The sequence below is a fragment of the Paeniroseomonas aquatica genome (assembly GCF_030409335.1).
Taxonomy (GTDB): domain Bacteria; phylum Pseudomonadota; class Alphaproteobacteria; order Acetobacterales; family Acetobacteraceae; genus Belnapia; species Belnapia aquatica.
Genome location: NZ_JAUFPN010000178.1, coordinates 41,586 through 57,527, shown reverse-complemented (window position 1 = coordinate 57,527; position 15,942 = coordinate 41,586). Strand labels below are relative to the sequence as shown.

Annotated in this window: 14 protein-coding genes; 5 read left to right on the top strand and 9 right to left on the bottom strand. The window is 71.1% G+C overall.

Annotation, left to right across the window (positions count from 1 at the left end; genetic code table 11):
* Nucleotides 1-9: 9 nt before the first annotated feature.
* The 5 genes from pstB to QWZ14_RS19500 all read right to left on the bottom strand — a co-directional run bounded on the left by pstB (nucleotide 10) and on the right by QWZ14_RS19500 (nucleotide 4,745).
* Complete coding sequence (gene pstB / locus QWZ14_RS19520) at nucleotides 10-840, bottom strand: phosphate ABC transporter ATP-binding protein PstB (protein WP_377750634.1); 831 nt, start codon at nucleotides 838-840, stop codon at nucleotides 10-12.
* Between the two features lie 11 nt (nucleotides 841-851).
* A complete protein-coding gene (gene pstA, locus QWZ14_RS19515; protein ID WP_290318494.1) occupies nucleotides 852-1,742 on the bottom strand; it encodes a phosphate ABC transporter permease PstA in 891 nt (296 codons plus the stop codon).
* Between the two features lie 4 nt (nucleotides 1,743-1,746).
* Entirely contained in the window at nucleotides 1,747-2,718 is a 972-nt protein-coding gene (pstC, locus tag QWZ14_RS19510) for a phosphate ABC transporter permease subunit PstC (RefSeq protein WP_290318493.1), read from the bottom strand.
* 22 nt (nucleotides 2,719-2,740) lie between these two features.
* The gene (pstS, locus tag QWZ14_RS19505) at nucleotides 2,741-3,805 is read right to left on the bottom strand and encodes a phosphate ABC transporter substrate-binding protein PstS (RefSeq protein WP_290318492.1); all 1,065 of its coding nucleotides are present in this window, start codon (nucleotides 3,803-3,805) and stop codon (nucleotides 2,741-2,743) included.
* Between the two features lie 148 nt (nucleotides 3,806-3,953).
* Nucleotides 3,954-4,745, bottom strand: a complete 792-nt coding sequence (locus QWZ14_RS19500) for an enoyl-CoA hydratase-related protein (protein WP_290318491.1) — start codon at nucleotides 4,743-4,745, stop codon at nucleotides 3,954-3,956.
* An 89-nt stretch (nucleotides 4,746-4,834) separates the two neighbouring features.
* Between QWZ14_RS19500 and QWZ14_RS19495 the strand changes: the two genes are divergently transcribed.
* Nucleotides 4,835-6,538 carry a gamma-glutamyltransferase family protein gene (locus QWZ14_RS19495; protein ID WP_290318490.1) on the top strand — a complete coding sequence of 568 codons (1,704 nt, stop codon included), beginning with the start codon at nucleotides 4,835-4,837 and terminating at the stop codon, nucleotides 6,536-6,538.
* Between the two features lie 131 nt (nucleotides 6,539-6,669).
* Entirely contained in the window at nucleotides 6,670-7,857 is a 1,188-nt protein-coding gene (gene nhaA, locus QWZ14_RS19490) for a Na+/H+ antiporter NhaA (RefSeq protein WP_290318489.1), read from the top strand.
* Nucleotides 7,858-7,885: 28 nt separating this feature from the next.
* Here nhaA and QWZ14_RS19485 read toward each other — a convergent pair whose 3' ends face one another.
* Nucleotides 7,886-8,989: a sensor histidine kinase gene (locus QWZ14_RS19485; RefSeq protein WP_290318488.1), complete on the bottom strand. Its 1,104-nt coding sequence runs from the start codon at nucleotides 8,987-8,989 to the stop codon at nucleotides 7,886-7,888.
* 209 nt (nucleotides 8,990-9,198) lie between these two features.
* Here QWZ14_RS19485 and QWZ14_RS19480 point away from each other — a divergent pair, with 209 nt between their 5' ends.
* Nucleotides 9,199-9,963: a Crp/Fnr family transcriptional regulator gene (locus tag QWZ14_RS19480; RefSeq protein WP_290318487.1), complete on the top strand. Its 765-nt coding sequence runs from the start codon at nucleotides 9,199-9,201 to the stop codon at nucleotides 9,961-9,963.
* A gap of 44 nt (nucleotides 9,964-10,007) precedes the next feature.
* On the opposite strand, the gene QWZ14_RS19475 is transcribed toward QWZ14_RS19480, so the two are convergent.
* A complete protein-coding gene (locus QWZ14_RS19475; RefSeq protein WP_290318486.1) occupies nucleotides 10,008-11,531 on the bottom strand; it encodes a bifunctional metallophosphatase/5'-nucleotidase in 1,524 nt (507 codons plus the stop codon).
* A gap of 152 nt (nucleotides 11,532-11,683) precedes the next feature.
* Here QWZ14_RS19475 and QWZ14_RS19470 point away from each other — a divergent pair, with 152 nt between their 5' ends.
* Nucleotides 11,684-13,402, top strand: a complete 1,719-nt coding sequence (locus QWZ14_RS19470) for an N-acyl-D-amino-acid deacylase family protein (RefSeq protein WP_290318485.1) — start codon at nucleotides 11,684-11,686, stop codon at nucleotides 13,400-13,402.
* Nucleotides 13,403-13,444: 42 nt separating this feature from the next.
* Here QWZ14_RS19470 and QWZ14_RS19465 read toward each other — a convergent pair whose 3' ends face one another.
* The gene (locus QWZ14_RS19465) at nucleotides 13,445-14,314 is read right to left on the bottom strand and encodes an NAD-dependent epimerase/dehydratase family protein (protein ID WP_290318484.1); all 870 of its coding nucleotides are present in this window, start codon (nucleotides 14,312-14,314) and stop codon (nucleotides 13,445-13,447) included.
* Nucleotide 14,315: 1 nt separating this feature from the next.
* A complete protein-coding gene (locus QWZ14_RS19460; protein ID WP_290318483.1) occupies nucleotides 14,316-15,131 on the bottom strand; it encodes an alpha/beta fold hydrolase in 816 nt (271 codons plus the stop codon).
* A 91-nt stretch (nucleotides 15,132-15,222) separates the two neighbouring features.
* Here QWZ14_RS19460 and QWZ14_RS19455 point away from each other — a divergent pair, with 91 nt between their 5' ends.
* On the top strand, nucleotides 15,223-15,900 hold the full coding sequence (locus QWZ14_RS19455; protein ID WP_290318482.1) for a DUF1194 domain-containing protein: 678 nt from the start codon (nucleotides 15,223-15,225) through the stop codon (nucleotides 15,898-15,900).
* Nucleotides 15,901-15,942 lie beyond the last annotated feature (42 nt).

The following is a 15,942-nucleotide window of genomic DNA, read 5'->3' as shown; positions in this document are numbered from 1 at the left end:
GCCCCTGCCTCAGCCGAACCGGCCGGTGATGTATTCCTGGGTCTTGGCGTGCTTCGGCGCGGTGAACATCTCGAGCGCCGGCGCCACCTCGATCAGCTCGCCCAGGTAGAAGAAGGCCACCTGGTCGGCGCAGCGGGCGGCCTGCTGCATGTTGTGGGTGACGATGACCAGGGTGAAGTCGCGCTTCAGCTCGTCGATCAGCTCCTCGATCTTCAGGGTGCTGATCGGGTCGAGCGCCGAGGTGGGCTCGTCGAACAGGATGACCTCGGGCCGCACCGCGATGGTGCGGGCGATGCAAAGCCGCTGCTGCTGCCCGCCCGACATGCCCATGGCGGAGGAGTTCAGCCGGTCCTTGGCCTCGGTCCAAAGCGCGGCGCGGGTCAGCGCCCATTCCACCCGCTCGTCCATCTGCGCCTTCGAGAGCTGCTCGTGCAGCCGCACGCCGAAGGCGATGTTCTCGTAGATGGTCATGGGGAAGGGGGTCGGCTTCTGGAAGACCATGCCGACCTTGGAGCGCAGCTCGTTCAGGTCCATGTCGTCGCTGATGATGTTCTGGCCGTCCAGCAGCACCTCGCCGGTCGCCCGCTGGCCGGGGTAGAGGCTGTACATCCGGTTCAGCACCCGAAGCAGGGTCGACTTGCCGCAGCCGGAGGGGCCGATCATGCCGGTGACCTGGCGGTCCGGGATGTCGAGCCTGATGCCCTTCAGCGCCTTGTTGTCGGCGTAGAAGAAGTCGAGGTTGCGGATGGCGACCTTGGCCTCGTTCAGGGCGGCGCCGGAGCGGGCCTGCATCGCGCCGAGGGCGGGGCGGCTGGTGGCGGTCGTCGTGGTCGAGCTCATGAGGGCCTCCCTTACTTTCCGCCGCGCAGCAGGCTGCGGGCCGCGATGTTCAACAGCAGGACGGCGAGGGTGATCAGCAGCGCCCCGGCCCAGGCCAGCTCGATCCAGTCCTGGAAGGGCGAGCCGGCGTAGGAATAGATGGTGATGGGCAGGCTCGGCATCGGCTGGCTGAGGTCGGTGGACCAGGCGTTGTTGCCGAGGCTGGTGAAGAGCAGCGGCGCCGTCTCGCCGGCGATGCGGGCGATGCCGAGCAGGATGCCGGTGATGATGCCCGAGATGGCCGAGCGCCAGCAGACCAGCACGATCATCTTCCACTTCGGGCTGCCGAGGCCGATCACCGCCTCCCGCAGGGTGTTCGGGATCAGGCTCAGCATGTCCTCGGTGGTGCGGACCACGATCGGGATGATGATGATGCTGAGCGCGACCACCCCGGCCCAGCCGGAGAAGCCGCCGAAGGGCAGCACCAGCAGCTGGTAGACGAAGAGGCCGATCAGGATCGAGGGCGCCGAGAGCAGGATGTCCGAGACGAAGCGCACCACGTCGCCGAAGCGGGAGCCGCGGGCGTATTCCGCCAGGTAGGTGCCGACCAGCATGCCGATCGGGGTGCCGACCAGGGTCGCCAGCGCCACCTGGATCAGGCTGCCGACGATGGCGTTCAGCAGCCCGCCGTCGGAGCCCGGCGGCCGCGTCACCTCGGTGAAGACCGAGAGGTTGAGGGCGCCGAAGCCCTTCACGAAGAGCGTCGCCAGGATCGAGGCGAGGAAGACCAGGCCGATGCCGGTCGCCACCAGCGAGAGGGTGCGGGCGATGCGGTCGGTCCGGCGGCGGCGGCGGCCGAGCCGGGTGGCGATCGCGCGGTCCTTGACCGGGGTGAGGGCGGGGTGGGAGGCGGAGGCGCTCATCGGGTCACACCTTCAGCCGCGAGCGCAGCAGGTAGCGCGAGGTGGCGAGCACGATGAACGACAGCACGAAGAGGATGAAGCCGAGCGCCAGCAGGGCCGAGAGCTTCAGCGAGCCGGTCTCGCTCTCCCCGAACTCGAGCGCCACGACCGAGGCGATGGTATTGCCCGGGCCGAACAGCGTGGTGGTGATGCGGTTGGCGTTGCCGATGACGAAGGTGACCGCCATGGTCTCCCCCAGCGCCCGGCCCAGGCCGAGCATGACGCCGCCGGCGACCGAGACCCGGGTATAGGGCAGCACCACGCCCTTCATCACCTCCCAGGTGGTGGCGCCCAGGCCGTAGGCGCTCTCCTTGAAGACCGGCGGCACCTGCTCGAAGACGTCGCGCATGGTGGCGGCGATGAAGGGCAGGATCATGATGGCGAGGATCAGCGCCGCGGTCAGGATGCCGGTGCCGAAGGGCGGGCCCTGGAACAGCACGCCGATCCCCGGCAGCTCGCCCAGGCTGTCGATCAGCGCGGGCTGGACGTATTGCGCCATGATCGGCGCGACCAGGAAGAAGCCCCACATGCCGTAGATGATGGAGGGGACGGCGGCCAGCAGCTCGACCGCGGTGCCGACCGGCCGGCGCAGCCAGGGCGGCGCCAGCTCGGTCAGGGTGAAGGCGACGCCGAAGGCGACCGGCACGGCGATGATGATGGCCAGCACGGCGGTGACCACGGTGCCGTAGATCGAGACGCCGGCGCCGAAGACCTCGGTCACCGGGTCCCATTCGGTGGACCAGATGAAGGGCAGGCCGAAGGCCCGGAAGGCCGGCAGCCCGCCGAGGAAGAGCTCGACGATGATGCCGCCGAGCAGCAGCAGGACCAGCGCCCCGGCCACGTGGCAGGCGCCGGAGAAGATGGCGTCGCCGAGATCGGCGCCGCCGCGCCGGGCGGGCTTCGCCGCGGCGGTCGGGAAGGTGGTGGCCTGCTGCATGCTCAGCGCTCCGGAAGCTGCCTCAGCCGTTCCAGACCGGCTGGCCGTTGGCCTTCACCTCGGCCTTCCAGGCGGTGCGGATGGCTTCCTGCACCGGCGCGGGCAGCGGGATGTACTCCAGCTCCTGCGCCAGGGTGGCGCCGTTCTTGAAAGCCCAGTCGAAGAACTTCATCACGTTGCGGCTGCGCTCGGCATCCGAGGGATTCTTCGGCAGCAGGATGAAGGTGGGCGAGACGATCGGCCAGGAGGTGGCGCCGGCCTGGTCGATCAGGCTGGCGGCCATGCCGGGCGTGGTCCAGTCGGCGTTGGTCGCGGCGGCGATGAAGGCCTCATGCGTCGGCTTGACGAACTGGCCCGCCTTGTTGCGCAGCTGGGTGGTGACCAGCTTGTTGCTGATGGCATAGGCGTTCTCGACATAGCCGATGGCGCCGCGGATGTTCTTTACGGTGCCGGCCACGCCCTCGTTGCCGCGCGCGCCGGTGCCGGCGGGGAAGCGGACCGAGGTGCCGACGCCGACCTTCTGCTTCCACTCCGGCGAGACCGCGGCGAGGTAGGAGACCCAGACGAAGGTGGTCCCCGACCCGTCCGCCCGGTAGGCCGGGGCGATCGCCAGGTTCGGCAGGGTGAGGCCGGCGTTCATCTCGGTGATGCGGGCATCGTTCCACTTGGTGATCTTGCCGAGGTAGATGTCGGCCAGCACCTCGCCGGTCAGCTTGAGCTGCTCGTTCTCGATGCCCGGGATGTTCACGATGGCGACCAGGCTGCCCATGACGGCCGGGAACTGCAGGAGGCTGGCCTCCTCGAGCTGCGGAACGGTCAGCGGCGCGTCGGAGGCGCCGAAATCCACGGTGCGGTTCTTGATCTGGTTGATGCCGGCGCCCGAGCCGACCGACTGGTAGTTCACCGTCAGCCCGGTCGCGGCGCGGCCGGCCTCGGCCCATTTCTGGTAGACCGGGTTGGGGAAGGTGGCGCCGGCGCCGGTGATCTGGCCGCCCTGCGCCAGGGCCGGGGTGCTGAGGGACGTGCCGGCGAGCAGCGGGGCGGCAGCGGCGAGGCCGGAGCCGATCAGGAATTGGCGACGTTGCACGGGGGTCTCTCCACGGATTTGGTCGGCCGGAGCAGCTTTCGCCCCCCGGCAGGCGGCGCCTTCCTAGGCCGGCGATGCGACGGAGAGATTGCAGTTCGATGAAGCTTATATGACAGAGGACAGGATGAGTGCCCCGGTCATCTGTTGTTCATCCTGCCCAGCTAGGCCGCCGTTTTTCCCGGAAGGCCGCCAGCCCTTCCTGGCCCTCGGCCGAGGCGCGCTGGATCCAGCCCTCATGCGCCAGCAGCGCCATCTGCCGCGCATCCAGCTTCATGCCGTTGACGCCGAGCAGGCTGTCCTTGGTCGCCGCCACCGCCCCGGGGGCCGAGAGCAGCACCGCCGCCAGCACCTCCTCCAGCCGGGCCTCGATCGCCGCCGCCTCCACCACCTCATGCACCAGGCCGATCCGCAGCGCCTCCGCGGCGCCGAAGCGCTCGCCGGTGATGGCGTAGCGCCGGGCCTGGCGCAGCCCCATGGCCTGGACCATCTGCGCCGAGATCGGGGTGGGGGAGACGCCGACCCGGACCTCGGTCAGGCCGAAGACGGCGGCCGGCGTGGCGAGGGCCACGTCGACGCAGCAGACCACGCCGCAGCCGCCGCCGAAGGCCGCGCCCTGGATGACGGCGATTGTGGGCTTCGGGAATTCGTTCAGCAATTGCATGGCGCGGGTGGTGGCCAGCGAGGCCTCGTAGGCCGCCTCGGGCGGGTAGCCGGCGACCTCGGACAGCCAGTTGATGTCGGCCCCGGCGGCGAAGTGCCGCCCGGCGCCGCGCAGCACCAGGGCGCGGACGCCGCGGTCCGCGGCGAGCCGGCCCAGCCCGTCGATCAGCCCCGCCAGCATCGCCGCGTTGTAGGCATTGCCGACCTGGGGCCGGTTCAGCGTGGCGGTGGCGATGCCGCGGGCATCGCGGGTCAGCAGGACGGGGGCGGCTTCGGACATGGCGGTTCCTCCGGTTCCCGCCCGTCTTAGCGCATTGACAGCCGCTTGGCGCCGGGCCGAGCCTGACCCAACCCGAGGGAGCCCCCGCCATGCATGCCACCCGCCCCACCCTCTATGGCACCCGCCACGCCGTCTCCGCCGGGCACTACCTGGCCGCCGCCGCCGGCTTCTCGGTGCTGGAGGCCGGCGGCAACGCGGTGGATGCGGGCTGCGCCGCCGGCATCGCCCTCGGCGTGCTGCTGCCGGATCTGGTGAATGTCGCCGGCGTCGCGCCCATCCTGATCCGCATGGCCGACGGCACCGTCGAGACCATCGCCGGCCTCGGACCCTGGCCGGCCTCCATCCCCGCCGACCTCTTCATGCGCGAGCACGGCGGCAAGATCCCGAACGGCGTGCTCCGCACCGTGGTGCCGGCCGCGCCGGATGCCTGGATCACCGCGCTCGAGCGCCACGGCACCATGGGCTTCCACGACGTCGCCCGGCACGCCATCCGCCATGCCCGGGACGGCTACGCCGTCTACCCGCTGCTGGCCGAGAACATCCGCACCCACGAGGCCGACTACGCCCGCTGGCCCGGCAATGCCGCCATCTTCCTCCCCGGCGGCCGCCGGCCCGAGGTGGGGGAGAAATTCATCCAAAGCGACCTCGCCCGCACCCTGCAGTACATGGCCGACGAGGAGAGGAAGGCGGCGGGGAAGGGGAGGCTCGCCGGCCTCGCCGCCGCCCATGCCGCCTTCTACAAGGGCGACATCGCCCGCGAGATCGCCGCCTTCATGGAACGCGAGGGCGGCTACCTCACCATGGCCGACCTCGCCGGCTACCGGTCGCGGATCGAGCCCGCGGTGCGCCGCGCCTGGCGCGGGCATGAGGTGCTGACCTGCGGCCCCTGGTGCCAGGGCCCGGCCCTGCTGGAGGCGCTGCTGCTGTTCGAGAAGGGCGGCTTCGCCGGCATGGCGCACAACAGCCCCGAATACCTCCACCTGATGGCCGAATGCATCAAGGCGGCCATGGCCGACCGCGAATACCACTTCGGCGACCCCGCCTTTGTCGACGTCCCGCTCGACCGGCTGCTGGCCGACGGCCATCTCGCCGGGCGTCTCGCCGAGATCGACCCCAACCGTGCCCTGGCCGGCATGCCCGGCCCGCTGCTCGGCCGCAACGCCCCCGCCCAGTACGACCCCGCCGAGCGCTCGATGCCCATGGTCGAGGCCGATACCTCCTACTGCGCGGTGGTCGACCGCTGGGGCAATGCCTTCAGCGCCACGCCCTCCGACGGGTCCTGGAACTCCCCGGTCGTGCCGGGCCTCGGCATCATCCCGAGCAACCGCGGCAGCCAGTCCCGCCCGGATCCGAACCACCCCTGCGGCGTCGCCCCGGGCAAGCGGCCGCGGCTGACCCCCAACCCGGCCATGGTGGTGACCGAGACGGGCGGCGTCATGCCCTTCGGCACCCCGGGCGGCGACGTGCAGATCCAGGCCATGCTGCAGGTGATGGTGAACATCCTGCACTTCGGCATGGAGGTGCAGGAGGCGATCGAGGCGCCACGGATCGCCAGCTACTCCTTCCCGTCATCCTTCGCGCCCTTCGACTACTTCCCCGGCCGGCTGGCGGTGGAGGACGGCATCTCCCAGGCGACGCGCGACGCGCTGGCGGCGAAGGGCCATGAGGTGAAGGACTGGCCGCACCGCACCTGGCTGGCCGGGACGGTGGAGGTGGTGCTGAGCAACCCCGAGACGGGGCTGCTGGCGGCGGGGGCGGACCCGCGGCGTCCGGCCTACGCCATCGCCAGCTGAGCGGCCGGGGACGGTTGCATCCGGTCGCCGCCGATGCGATAGCCGTCCCGGGTGCCGGGTTCCGACAGGACCTTGCAGGGGTTAGCGCTGGTCGGGCCGCCAGCGACGGAATCCCGCGTCCGGAGGCGCCCATGGCCGACCATCACCATACCCACCCGAGCGCGCTGCGCCGATTCCTGGCCGGCCAGTCCTCCGCCGGGCTGGTGCTGATGGGCACCGCCGCCCTGGCGCTGGCCATCGCCAATTCGCCGCTCGGGCCGGGCTACGAGGCCCTGCTGCATGCCTACGTCGGGCCGCTGTCGCTCGGGCACTGGATCAACGACGGGCTCATGGCGGTGTTCTTCCTGCTGGTCGGGCTCGAGATCAAGCGGGAGATGCTGGACGGGCAGCTCTCGACCTGGTCGCGCCGCGCCCTGCCGGGGATCGCCGCCGCCGGCGGCATGGCGGTGCCGGCGCTGGTCTACCTCGCCTTCAACCCCGGCCCGACCGCGCATGGCTGGGCGATCCCGGCGGCGACGGACATCGCCTTCGCCCTCGGGGTGATCTCGCTGCTGGGCCGGCGGGTGCCCGCCTCGCTGCGGGTCTTCCTGGCGGCGCTGGCCATCATCGACGACCTCGGCGCCGTCGTCATCATCGCGCTGTTCTACACCGCGGGGCTGTCGCTGCCGGACCTGGCGGGCGCCGCCCTGGTGATCGCGGTGCTGGCCGGGATGAACCGGCTCGGCGTGCGCGCCCTCACGCCCTACCTGCTGCTCGGGCTGGTGCTCTGGGTGCTGGTGCTGCGCTCCGGCGTGCATGCGACGCTGGCCGGGGTGATCCTCGCCCTCACCATCCCGCTGCAGCCCACGCCGGGCCGGCCGGACGAGGAGGCGGCCAGCCCGCTGCACCGGCTGGAGCATGCCCTGCACCTGCCGGTCGGCTTCCTCATCGTGCCCATCTTCGGCCTGGCCAATGCCGGGGTGCCCTTCCTCGGCCTGCCCGCCGAGGCCCTGGCTGCGCCGGTCACCCTCGGCGTCGGTCTGGGGCTGCTGGTGGGCAAGGTGGTCGGCGTGCTGGGCGCCGCGCTGCTGGCGATCCGCCTCGGCTGGGCCGACATGCCGGCCTATGCCGGCCGGCTGCAGCTGGCCGGGACGGCGCTGCTGTGTGGCATCGGCTTCACCATGAGCCTGTTCATCACCCTGCTGGCCTTCCCCGGGGAGCCGCTGCTGCAGGCGGAGGCGAAGATCGGCATCCTCGCCGGCTCGCTGGTCGCGGGGTTGCTGGGGTATGTGGTGTTGCGGTTTGCGCCGAAGGACTGGCCGGGGACGGCGTCGCGGTAGGGGACGGCTGCCCGGCTTTCAGCGCCGGTCACCCAGGGCGGCTGGCCTGCGTGGGCAGCCGCAGGGTGAAGCGGGTCTGGCCATGGTCCGATGAGGCGCCGATGGTCCCGCCATGCGCCTTGGCGATCTCGGAACAGATGTAGAGCCCCAGGCCGAGACCTTCGCGGCCACGGCTGCCGCGCTGGCTGCCCCGGAAGAACGGCTGGAACAGGCGTTCGAGGGCGGCCGGCTCGATGGTGTCTCCGGCATTGGCGACCAGCAGCGTGAAATGGCCGGCTTCGGCACGGGCCTGCACCAGGATGGGCTCGGCCGGCGTGCCATAGGTGAGCGCATTGCCGAGGAGGTTCGAGAGGAGCTGCCCGATGCGCTGGCGGTCGCACTCGACCGCCTCGCGCAGGTCGATATCGACCGCGATGCGACGCTCCGGGTGAATGCCGCTGAACTCCTCGACGACCCGCAGAAGAACGGGCTGCAGCGGCTGGTCGCAGTCGCGGGCGGTGACGAACCCGCCGCCCAGCCGGCCCCGCGCGAAGTCGAGCAGGTTCGAGATCAGCCCGGACATGCGGGAAATGCTGCGCTCTATCTGCTCGGCGATCTCGGCGGCCCTTTCGGGGTGGCGGATCAGCAGCTTCGTGCCGGCGGCAACCGAGGCGAGCGGGTTCCGGAGATCGTGCCCGAGCACCACGATGAATTGCTCCCGCCATCCATCCGCCTCCGGCGGGCGAAGGTGCCGCTGTTCCTCCGCCCATTTTCGTTCGGTGATGTCGATGGCGATGCCGATCACCCGGATGCACCGACCGGTGTCATCGAACACGCCGCGGCCCTTGGCGGCGATCCACCGGACGACCCCATCCTCCTTGCCGATCGTGCGGTATTCCACGTCGTAGGGCGCCCGACGGGCCGGATCGGTCGCGCTGGCGTAGCGTTCGGCCACACGCGCCCTGTCGTCCGGGTGCAGGCCCTGGTAGAAGTCCTCCTGCCCGACCGGCATGTCGGGCGAAATGCCGAACATCGCCTTCATCCGCGGCGTCCAGGTCAACCGGCTATGGACCTCCTCGCAGTCCCACCAGCCGATATCCGCCGCTTCCGCCGCCAGCCGAAGTCGCTCCTCCGCGGGCAGGAGATCGGCCACGGGTGCATGATCCCAAGCCGCTGGAACGCTGCCCGCTTCTCCCATCCCGGCACACCTCTCGCGCATATGGCGACGTCGCTACATCGTCGTCTCTGCCAGTGTGGCTCGTTTCAGGGAGCGTGTCTGTTGCCCACCCAACAGAAAGTCGCAACCAAAACAAATGCCAGAAGTTAAATTTCCACAATACAGTTCTACGAGGGCGATATATTGTGAAGAAACCTCAAGTTGAAAAACTTGTTCACAAAAATCAATTAATCGGCGCTTTCGAGCCAGCGGTCCATCGCAAGATCATGCAGCATATGCAGCCCGTTCACCTGAAGCTCGGGGCAGTCGTCTGCGAGGCCGGGGGCCTGCTGGAGCACGCCTATTTCCCGCAGGGATGCGTTCTCTCGCTGCTGACCGTGCTGGACAACGGGTCCGAGATCGAGTGCGCGAATATCGGGCGGGAGGGCGCATTCGGCCTCTTCTCCGCCATGTACAGCCGCGTCTCCTTCAATCGCTGCATGGTCCAGCTCGAAGGTCCGATGCTCCGCTGCGAGATCCAGTACCTGCAGTCGGTGTTCCACAGCAGCGCCCATATTCAGGATCTCTTCGTCAGCTATTCCGAGACCCTGCTGTCGCAGGTCATGCAGACGGTCGCCTGCAACTCGCTCCATACGGTCGAGGAGCGGATGTGCCGCTGGCTGCTCATGATGCATGACCGGGCGGAAGGCGAAATGCTGACCTACACCCATGAATTCCTGTCGCGCATCATGGGCGCGAACCGGACCTCCGTCACGCTTGCGGCGCAATCCCTGCAGAATCAGGGCCTCATCAGCTATCGCCGCGGCCTGATGCAGGTGCTGGACCGCGCCGGACTGGAGAGATCCTCCTGCGAGTGCTACGCGGTCGTGAAGGCGCGCTTCGATGCCTTTCTCACGCCGCCCGCGAGTGCCGTGCAGGAAACCAAGGCCGGCCGCACCGATACCCGCTAGCGGCCGCATCGGGCGGAGCGGCCACTTCTGAAGGCATCCCCGCACTACCCGCCCCCCGCCGCCCGCACCCGTCCCCCCGTCCTGATATCGACCACCCCCGCCCGCAGCACCGCCTCGGCCACCACATTCACCAGCAGCGGCCCGCCGGAGGCATCCACCAGCACCTTCGCCGCCTTCAGCGCGGCATAGCCGTCGCCGCCGAGCGCCAGGTAGTCCACCGTCGCCAGCCGGTAGCGCCGCGCCGGGTCGAGTGGCGCGCCGCCAACCAGCGCCTCCCGCAGCCGGTGGCCGGGCGGCAGCGCCGGGTGGAAGACCGCGGCGATGCCGCTGGTCTGCGGGAAGCGCCCGGCCGCCGCCTCCACCGCCGAGACGCCGTGCTCCAGCGCCTCCAGCAGCGCCGCGCCGGTGATCTCCAGCAGCACCACCGCATTGCCGAAGGGCATCTCGGCCATCAGGTCGCGCCGGGTGAGCTCGTGGCCCACCGGATAGTCCCGGTTGCCGCGCAGCCCGCCGCCGTTCACCAGCGCCGCATCGGCGCCGAAATGCGCCCGCAGCGCATCGGCGATCAGGTCGCCCATCGCCGCCTCCCGGGTGCGGACCACGGCGGTGCGGGTATCGAGCGGCACCGCCAGCCGGCCCAGCGGCTGCCCCAGCACCGCCTGCAGCCGCGCCTCCACGGCCGCCACCAACGGCGCGATGCGCGGGGAGGGGGGCACGTCCACGTTGGGGATCAGCCTGAGCCCGATGGCGCGGACCCGGGCGGGGCGGTTCCCGGCCGGGCGTTCCACCCGCAGCTCGGCGACCGCCAGCCATTCCGCGTCGCCGCCGGCCTTGACCACCGCGGCGCCGGTATCCCGCTTCAGCACCGGCTCGTGGTCGTGCCCGCCCAGCACCAGGTCGAGGCCCTCGACCTCGCGGGCCATGCGTTCGTCCTCGGCCAGGTCCTGGTGGGTCAGCGCGACGACGATATTGGCGCCCTGGCGGCGGAGCGCGGCGATGCCGGCCTCGAGCGCCGGCTGCTCCGGCCCGAAGCTGAGGCTGCCGGCGCCGACCGCGAGATCCCCGGTCGCCCTGGTCAGGATGCCGACGAAGCCGATGCGCAGCCCCGCCGCCTCCCGCAGCACCGTCGCCACCGCGCCGCCGAAGACCCGGCCGTCGGCCTCCCGCACATTGGCGCCGAGCCAGGGGAAGCGGCTCTCGGCGATGCGCTGGCGGATGACCGGCAGGCCGAGGTCGAATTCATGGTTGCCCAGCACTGCCACGTCGGTGCCGAGGGCATTGAAGATCTCGACCATATGCGCCCCGCCGGTGACGGAGGAGGCGAGCGAGGGCGAGATCAGGTCGCCGCCGAAGGTCAGGAAGCTCGGCCCCGGCGCGGCGGCGCGGGCGGCCTCCACCAGCGTGCCCAGCTCGGCCAGCCCGCCATGGGACGCGGTGCCGAGGTGCTGGTAGACGTCGTTCACGTGCAGGAAGGTGAGGGTGACGGTCTCGGCCGCCTCGGCCCTGGCGGCGGCGAGGGCCAGGGCGGCCCCGAAGGCGGCACGGCGGCCGAACAGGATATGGGTCAAGCGGGGATTCCAGGCCGGCGGCGTCATGAATGGCGGCGAATAAGGCAGTCACCGGGGCGCAGCGTCAACGCCGCGCGCTTGCCTCCCGCGCGCCGGGCGGTCATCCTGCCGGTCGACCGACCAAGACGCCTCTCCAGCACAGGAGACCCCCCATGCATGACATCGTGATCCGCGGCGGCACCATCGTCGATGGCACCGGCAAGCCGTCCTTCACCGGCGACCTCGCAATCGACGGCGACCGCATCACCCAGGTCGGCGGCACCGCCGGCCCGGGCCGCCGGGAGGTCGACGCCGCCGGCCGCCTCGTCACCCCCGGCTGGGTCGACGTGCACACGCATTACGACGGCCAGGCGACCTGGGACCCGGTGCTGGCGCCCTCCTCCTGGAACGGCGTGACCACCATCCTCTTCGGCAATTGCGGCGTCGGCTTCGCCCCGGTGCGCAAGCGCGACCACCAGGGCCTCATCGACCTGATGGAAGGCGTCGAGGACATCCCCGGCATCGCCCTGGCCGAGGGGCTGAAGTGGGACTGGGAAAGCTTCCCCGAATACCTCGACGCGCTGGAGCGGCTGCCGCGCACCATCGATATCGCGGCCCAGGTCGCCCACCATCCGCTGCGGGTCTATGTCATGGGCGACCGCGCCATCCGCCGCGAGATGGCGACCGCCGAAGACATCGCCGAGATGTCCCGCCTGACCGAGGAGGCGCTGAAGGCCGGCGCCTTCGGCTTCACCACCTCGCGCACCGACCAGCACAAGACCCCGGACGGCGACCTCGTCCCCGGCCGCTACGCCGAGCATGAGGAGCTGATCGGCATCGGCCGGGCGCTCGGCCGCGCCGGCCGCGGCGCCTTCGGCATGCTGTCGGACTTCGAGGACGAGGCCGCCGAATTCGGCTGGATGAACACCATCGCCCGCGAGAACAAGCGCCCGCTCTGGTTCCTGCTGACCGACCGCTCCTACGACCCCGACCGCTGGCGCCGGCTGATGGACGGCGTCCGCGCCGCCCGGGCCGAGGGCCTGCCGATGTCGGCCCAGGTCGCCGGCCGCCCGGTCGGGCTGATCCTCGGCCTGACCACCTCGCTGAACCCCTTCGCCCTGCGCGAGGCCTATGCCGAGACCGCCACCCTCTCGCCGGCCGCGCAGCTCGCCCGGCTGCGCGACCCGGCGGTCCGCGCCGCGGTGCTGGCGGAGGAAGCCTCCCCCCGGCTGATGGAGGTGCTGCCGCCGCTCTCCCGCCAGATCGCCACCCGCTGGGACCGCATGTACCTGCTGGGCGACCCGCCGGACTACGAGCCGGGCCCCGAGCGCAGCATCGCCGCCATGGCCGAGCGCGCCGGCCAGACGCCGCAGGAATTCTGCTACGACTACCTCACCGGCGGCGACGGCAGCCGGATGCTGTACTTCCCCGTCACCAACTACGTCCATGGCGACCTGGCGGTGGTGCAGGAGATGATCACCGACCCGCACACGGTGCTCGGCCTGTCCGATGGCGGCGCCCATTGCGGCGTGATCTGCGACGCCTCGCTCTGCACCTACATGATCACCCATTGGGTCCGCGACCGCTCGCGCGGGGAGCGCCTGCCGCTCGAGTTCATCATCAAGCGGCAGACCAGCGAGACCGCCGACTTCTTCGGCTTCCACGACCGCGGCCGGCTGGAAGTGGGCAAGAAGGCGGACGTCAACGTCATCGACATGGACGCGCTGCGGCTGCACCACCCGGAGATGATCTACGACCTCCCCGCCGGCGGCCGCCGGCTGGTGCAGCAGGTCGAGGGCTACGACATGACCCTCGTCTCCGGCGTGCCGATCTTCGAGAAGGGCAGGGACACCGGCGCGCGGCCGGGCCGGCTGGTGCGGGCCACGGCCTGAGGCGGCAGCCGGTCCCGGTGGGGTACCCCGCCGGGACCGGGCCTACGACCGCCAGCTATGACGGGGCTGGTAGCCCAGCATCCGCCGCGCCTTGTCGATGCTGAGCAGCGTGCCATGCTCCGCCACCGCGCGCAGCGGCACGTTGGGGAAATGCGCCGCCATCAGCGCCGCGCTCGGCCGCTCCATCAGTGTATCCGCGGCGGCGATGGTGAAGACGTCGCAGCCCGGCACCTCGGCCTCCAGCGCCAGCCGGCAGGCGAGGCCGACGTCGCGGCTGTCCACCCAGCTCCAGAGGTTCCAGCGCCGCAGCGTCTCATCCGCCTGGAAGCCGGGGATCAGCGCGTAATCCGCCTCTTCCAGGATGTTCGAGATGCGGAAGCCGACGAAGCGCGTCGCCGGGTTCCAGCGGTGCATCTCCTCCGCCATCCGCTCGCAGAGCACCTTGGCGAGCGCATAGCCGCTCTCCGGCACCAGCGCATGCTCTTCGGTCACCGGGGCGAAGGCGGGCGGGGAGCGGGTCAGCGGCAGGCCGTAGGTCGTCTCCGACGAGGCCCAGACCACCCGCTCCAGCCCCAGTAGGGTCGCCGCGCTGAAGATGTTGTAGGTGGTCATCAGGTTGTTCTGGAAGGTGACGGCATCGGGGGCCAGTCCCGGCGCCGGGATGCCCGCCATGTGCACCACCGCGAAGGGCTGCCCCAGCGGCTCCCGCCGCCGGTCCACCGTGCCGGCCGCGCGGCGCAGCGCATCCACCGCCTGGCCCAGGTCGTTGAGGTCGGCCTTGAGGAAGTGGCAGAGCGGCTCGGCCGGCGGCGCCACATCCACGTTCATCACGCTATAGCCATGCGCCAGCAGCTCGCGGATCGCGGCGCGCCCCGCCTTGCCGCTGCCGCCGGTGACGACGACGCTGCGCATCTCAGCGCGCCTCCAGGAAGGCCAGCACCGCGGCGTTGAAGGCGGCGGGGTTGTCGCTGCTCATGCCATGCGCCGCATCCGGGATGCTCACCCGTCCGGCGAAGCCCGGCATCGTCCTCTCCAGCGCATCAATGATGGCGATGAAGCTCGGCTGGGTATTGGCGCCATGCACCAGCAGCGTCGGCACCCGGATGCTCTCGGCCGCGGCGCGGGAGAAGGGGCGGCGCCGTTCGTCGATCTGCCCGGCGAGCGTATGCGCATTGTCGCGGCCGATCGTCTTGCGGGTCTCGCTCCGCTTCTCCCAGGCGCCGGGGCCGCCGGTATGCTCGGCGAAGCGGCGCAGCCCGCCCTCGACGTCGCCGGACTTCACCAGCGCCGCCGCCTCGGCGAAGGCCTGCGCCTGCCGTCCGGGCCCCGCCACCGGCGCGCCGCCCAGGCTCTCGTCCAGCTCGCCACCCGGCTCCGCCAGCACCAGCCGGCCGATCAGCCCGGGGTGCCGTTCCGCCAGGCGGAAGGCGATATGCCCGCCGCGGGAATGGCCGATCAGCCGCACCGGCCCCTGGCCGAGCGCGGCGAGGAAGGCCGCCATGTCCTCCACGTGCTGGTCGATCCGGAAGCCCTCGCCGCTGCCGTCCCAGCGCTCCGGCCAGTAATGCCGCAGGCTCGGCGCCACCACGCGGTAGGCCGCGCCGAGCGGCTCCATCTGCGGCGCCCAGTAGCGGTAGTCGTTCAGCGAGCCATGGATCAGCACCACCGGCTCGCCCTGGCCCGCCTCCACGAATTCCATCGAATAGCCGTTCACGGTGCAACTCGGCATGGCCGTCTCCCTGGTTGGGCCGCAGGATGCGCGGACCGGCGCCGCTCGCCAAGCGCCAGCGGCACACCATCCCTTGTGCGAGGAGCCCCGCATGCGCCGCCGCCCCCTGCTCGCCAGCCTGGCCGCCACCCCAGCCCTGGCCCAGGGGCGGGAAGTGGATGCGCTGCTCGTCCTCGCCGTCGACGCCTCCGGCTCGATCGACGCCGATGAATTCCAGCTCCAACGCGAGGGCTATGCCGAGGCGCTCTCCCACCCCGCCGTGCTGGCCGCCATCGGGGCGAAGCCGCGCGGCGCCGTCGGCGTGGCGATGGTCGAATGGGGCTCGCCCGGCGGCGCCGCGACGGTGGTGGAATGGATGCGCGTCGCCGATGCCGCCGGCGCCCGCGCCCTGGCGGAGGCCGTGCTCGCCGCCCCGCGCAGCCCGCAGAGCTGGAACGCCATCGGCGATGCGCTGGAGCACTGCACCCGGCTGATCGCCGCCGCGCCCTTCCGTGCGGTGGAGCGGGTCATCGACCTCTCGGGCGACGGCCCCGACCTGCGCTCCCTGATCCCCGCCGCCACCGCCCGCGATGCCGCCGTCGCCGCCGGCATCACCATCAATGCACTCGCCGTCGCCGCCGCCGGCCAGGTCACCCGCTTCGGCGAGCCGCTGGCCGAGACCTACCGGCGTGAGGTGATCGGCGGGCCCGGCGCCTTCGTCGTCAGTGCGGAGGACCGGCGGGATATCGCCCGCGCGCTGCGGGCGAAGCTGGTGCGGGAGATTGCGTGACAGGGAAGGCAAAGGCCGGGGAGAAGGTATTCTCCCCGGACC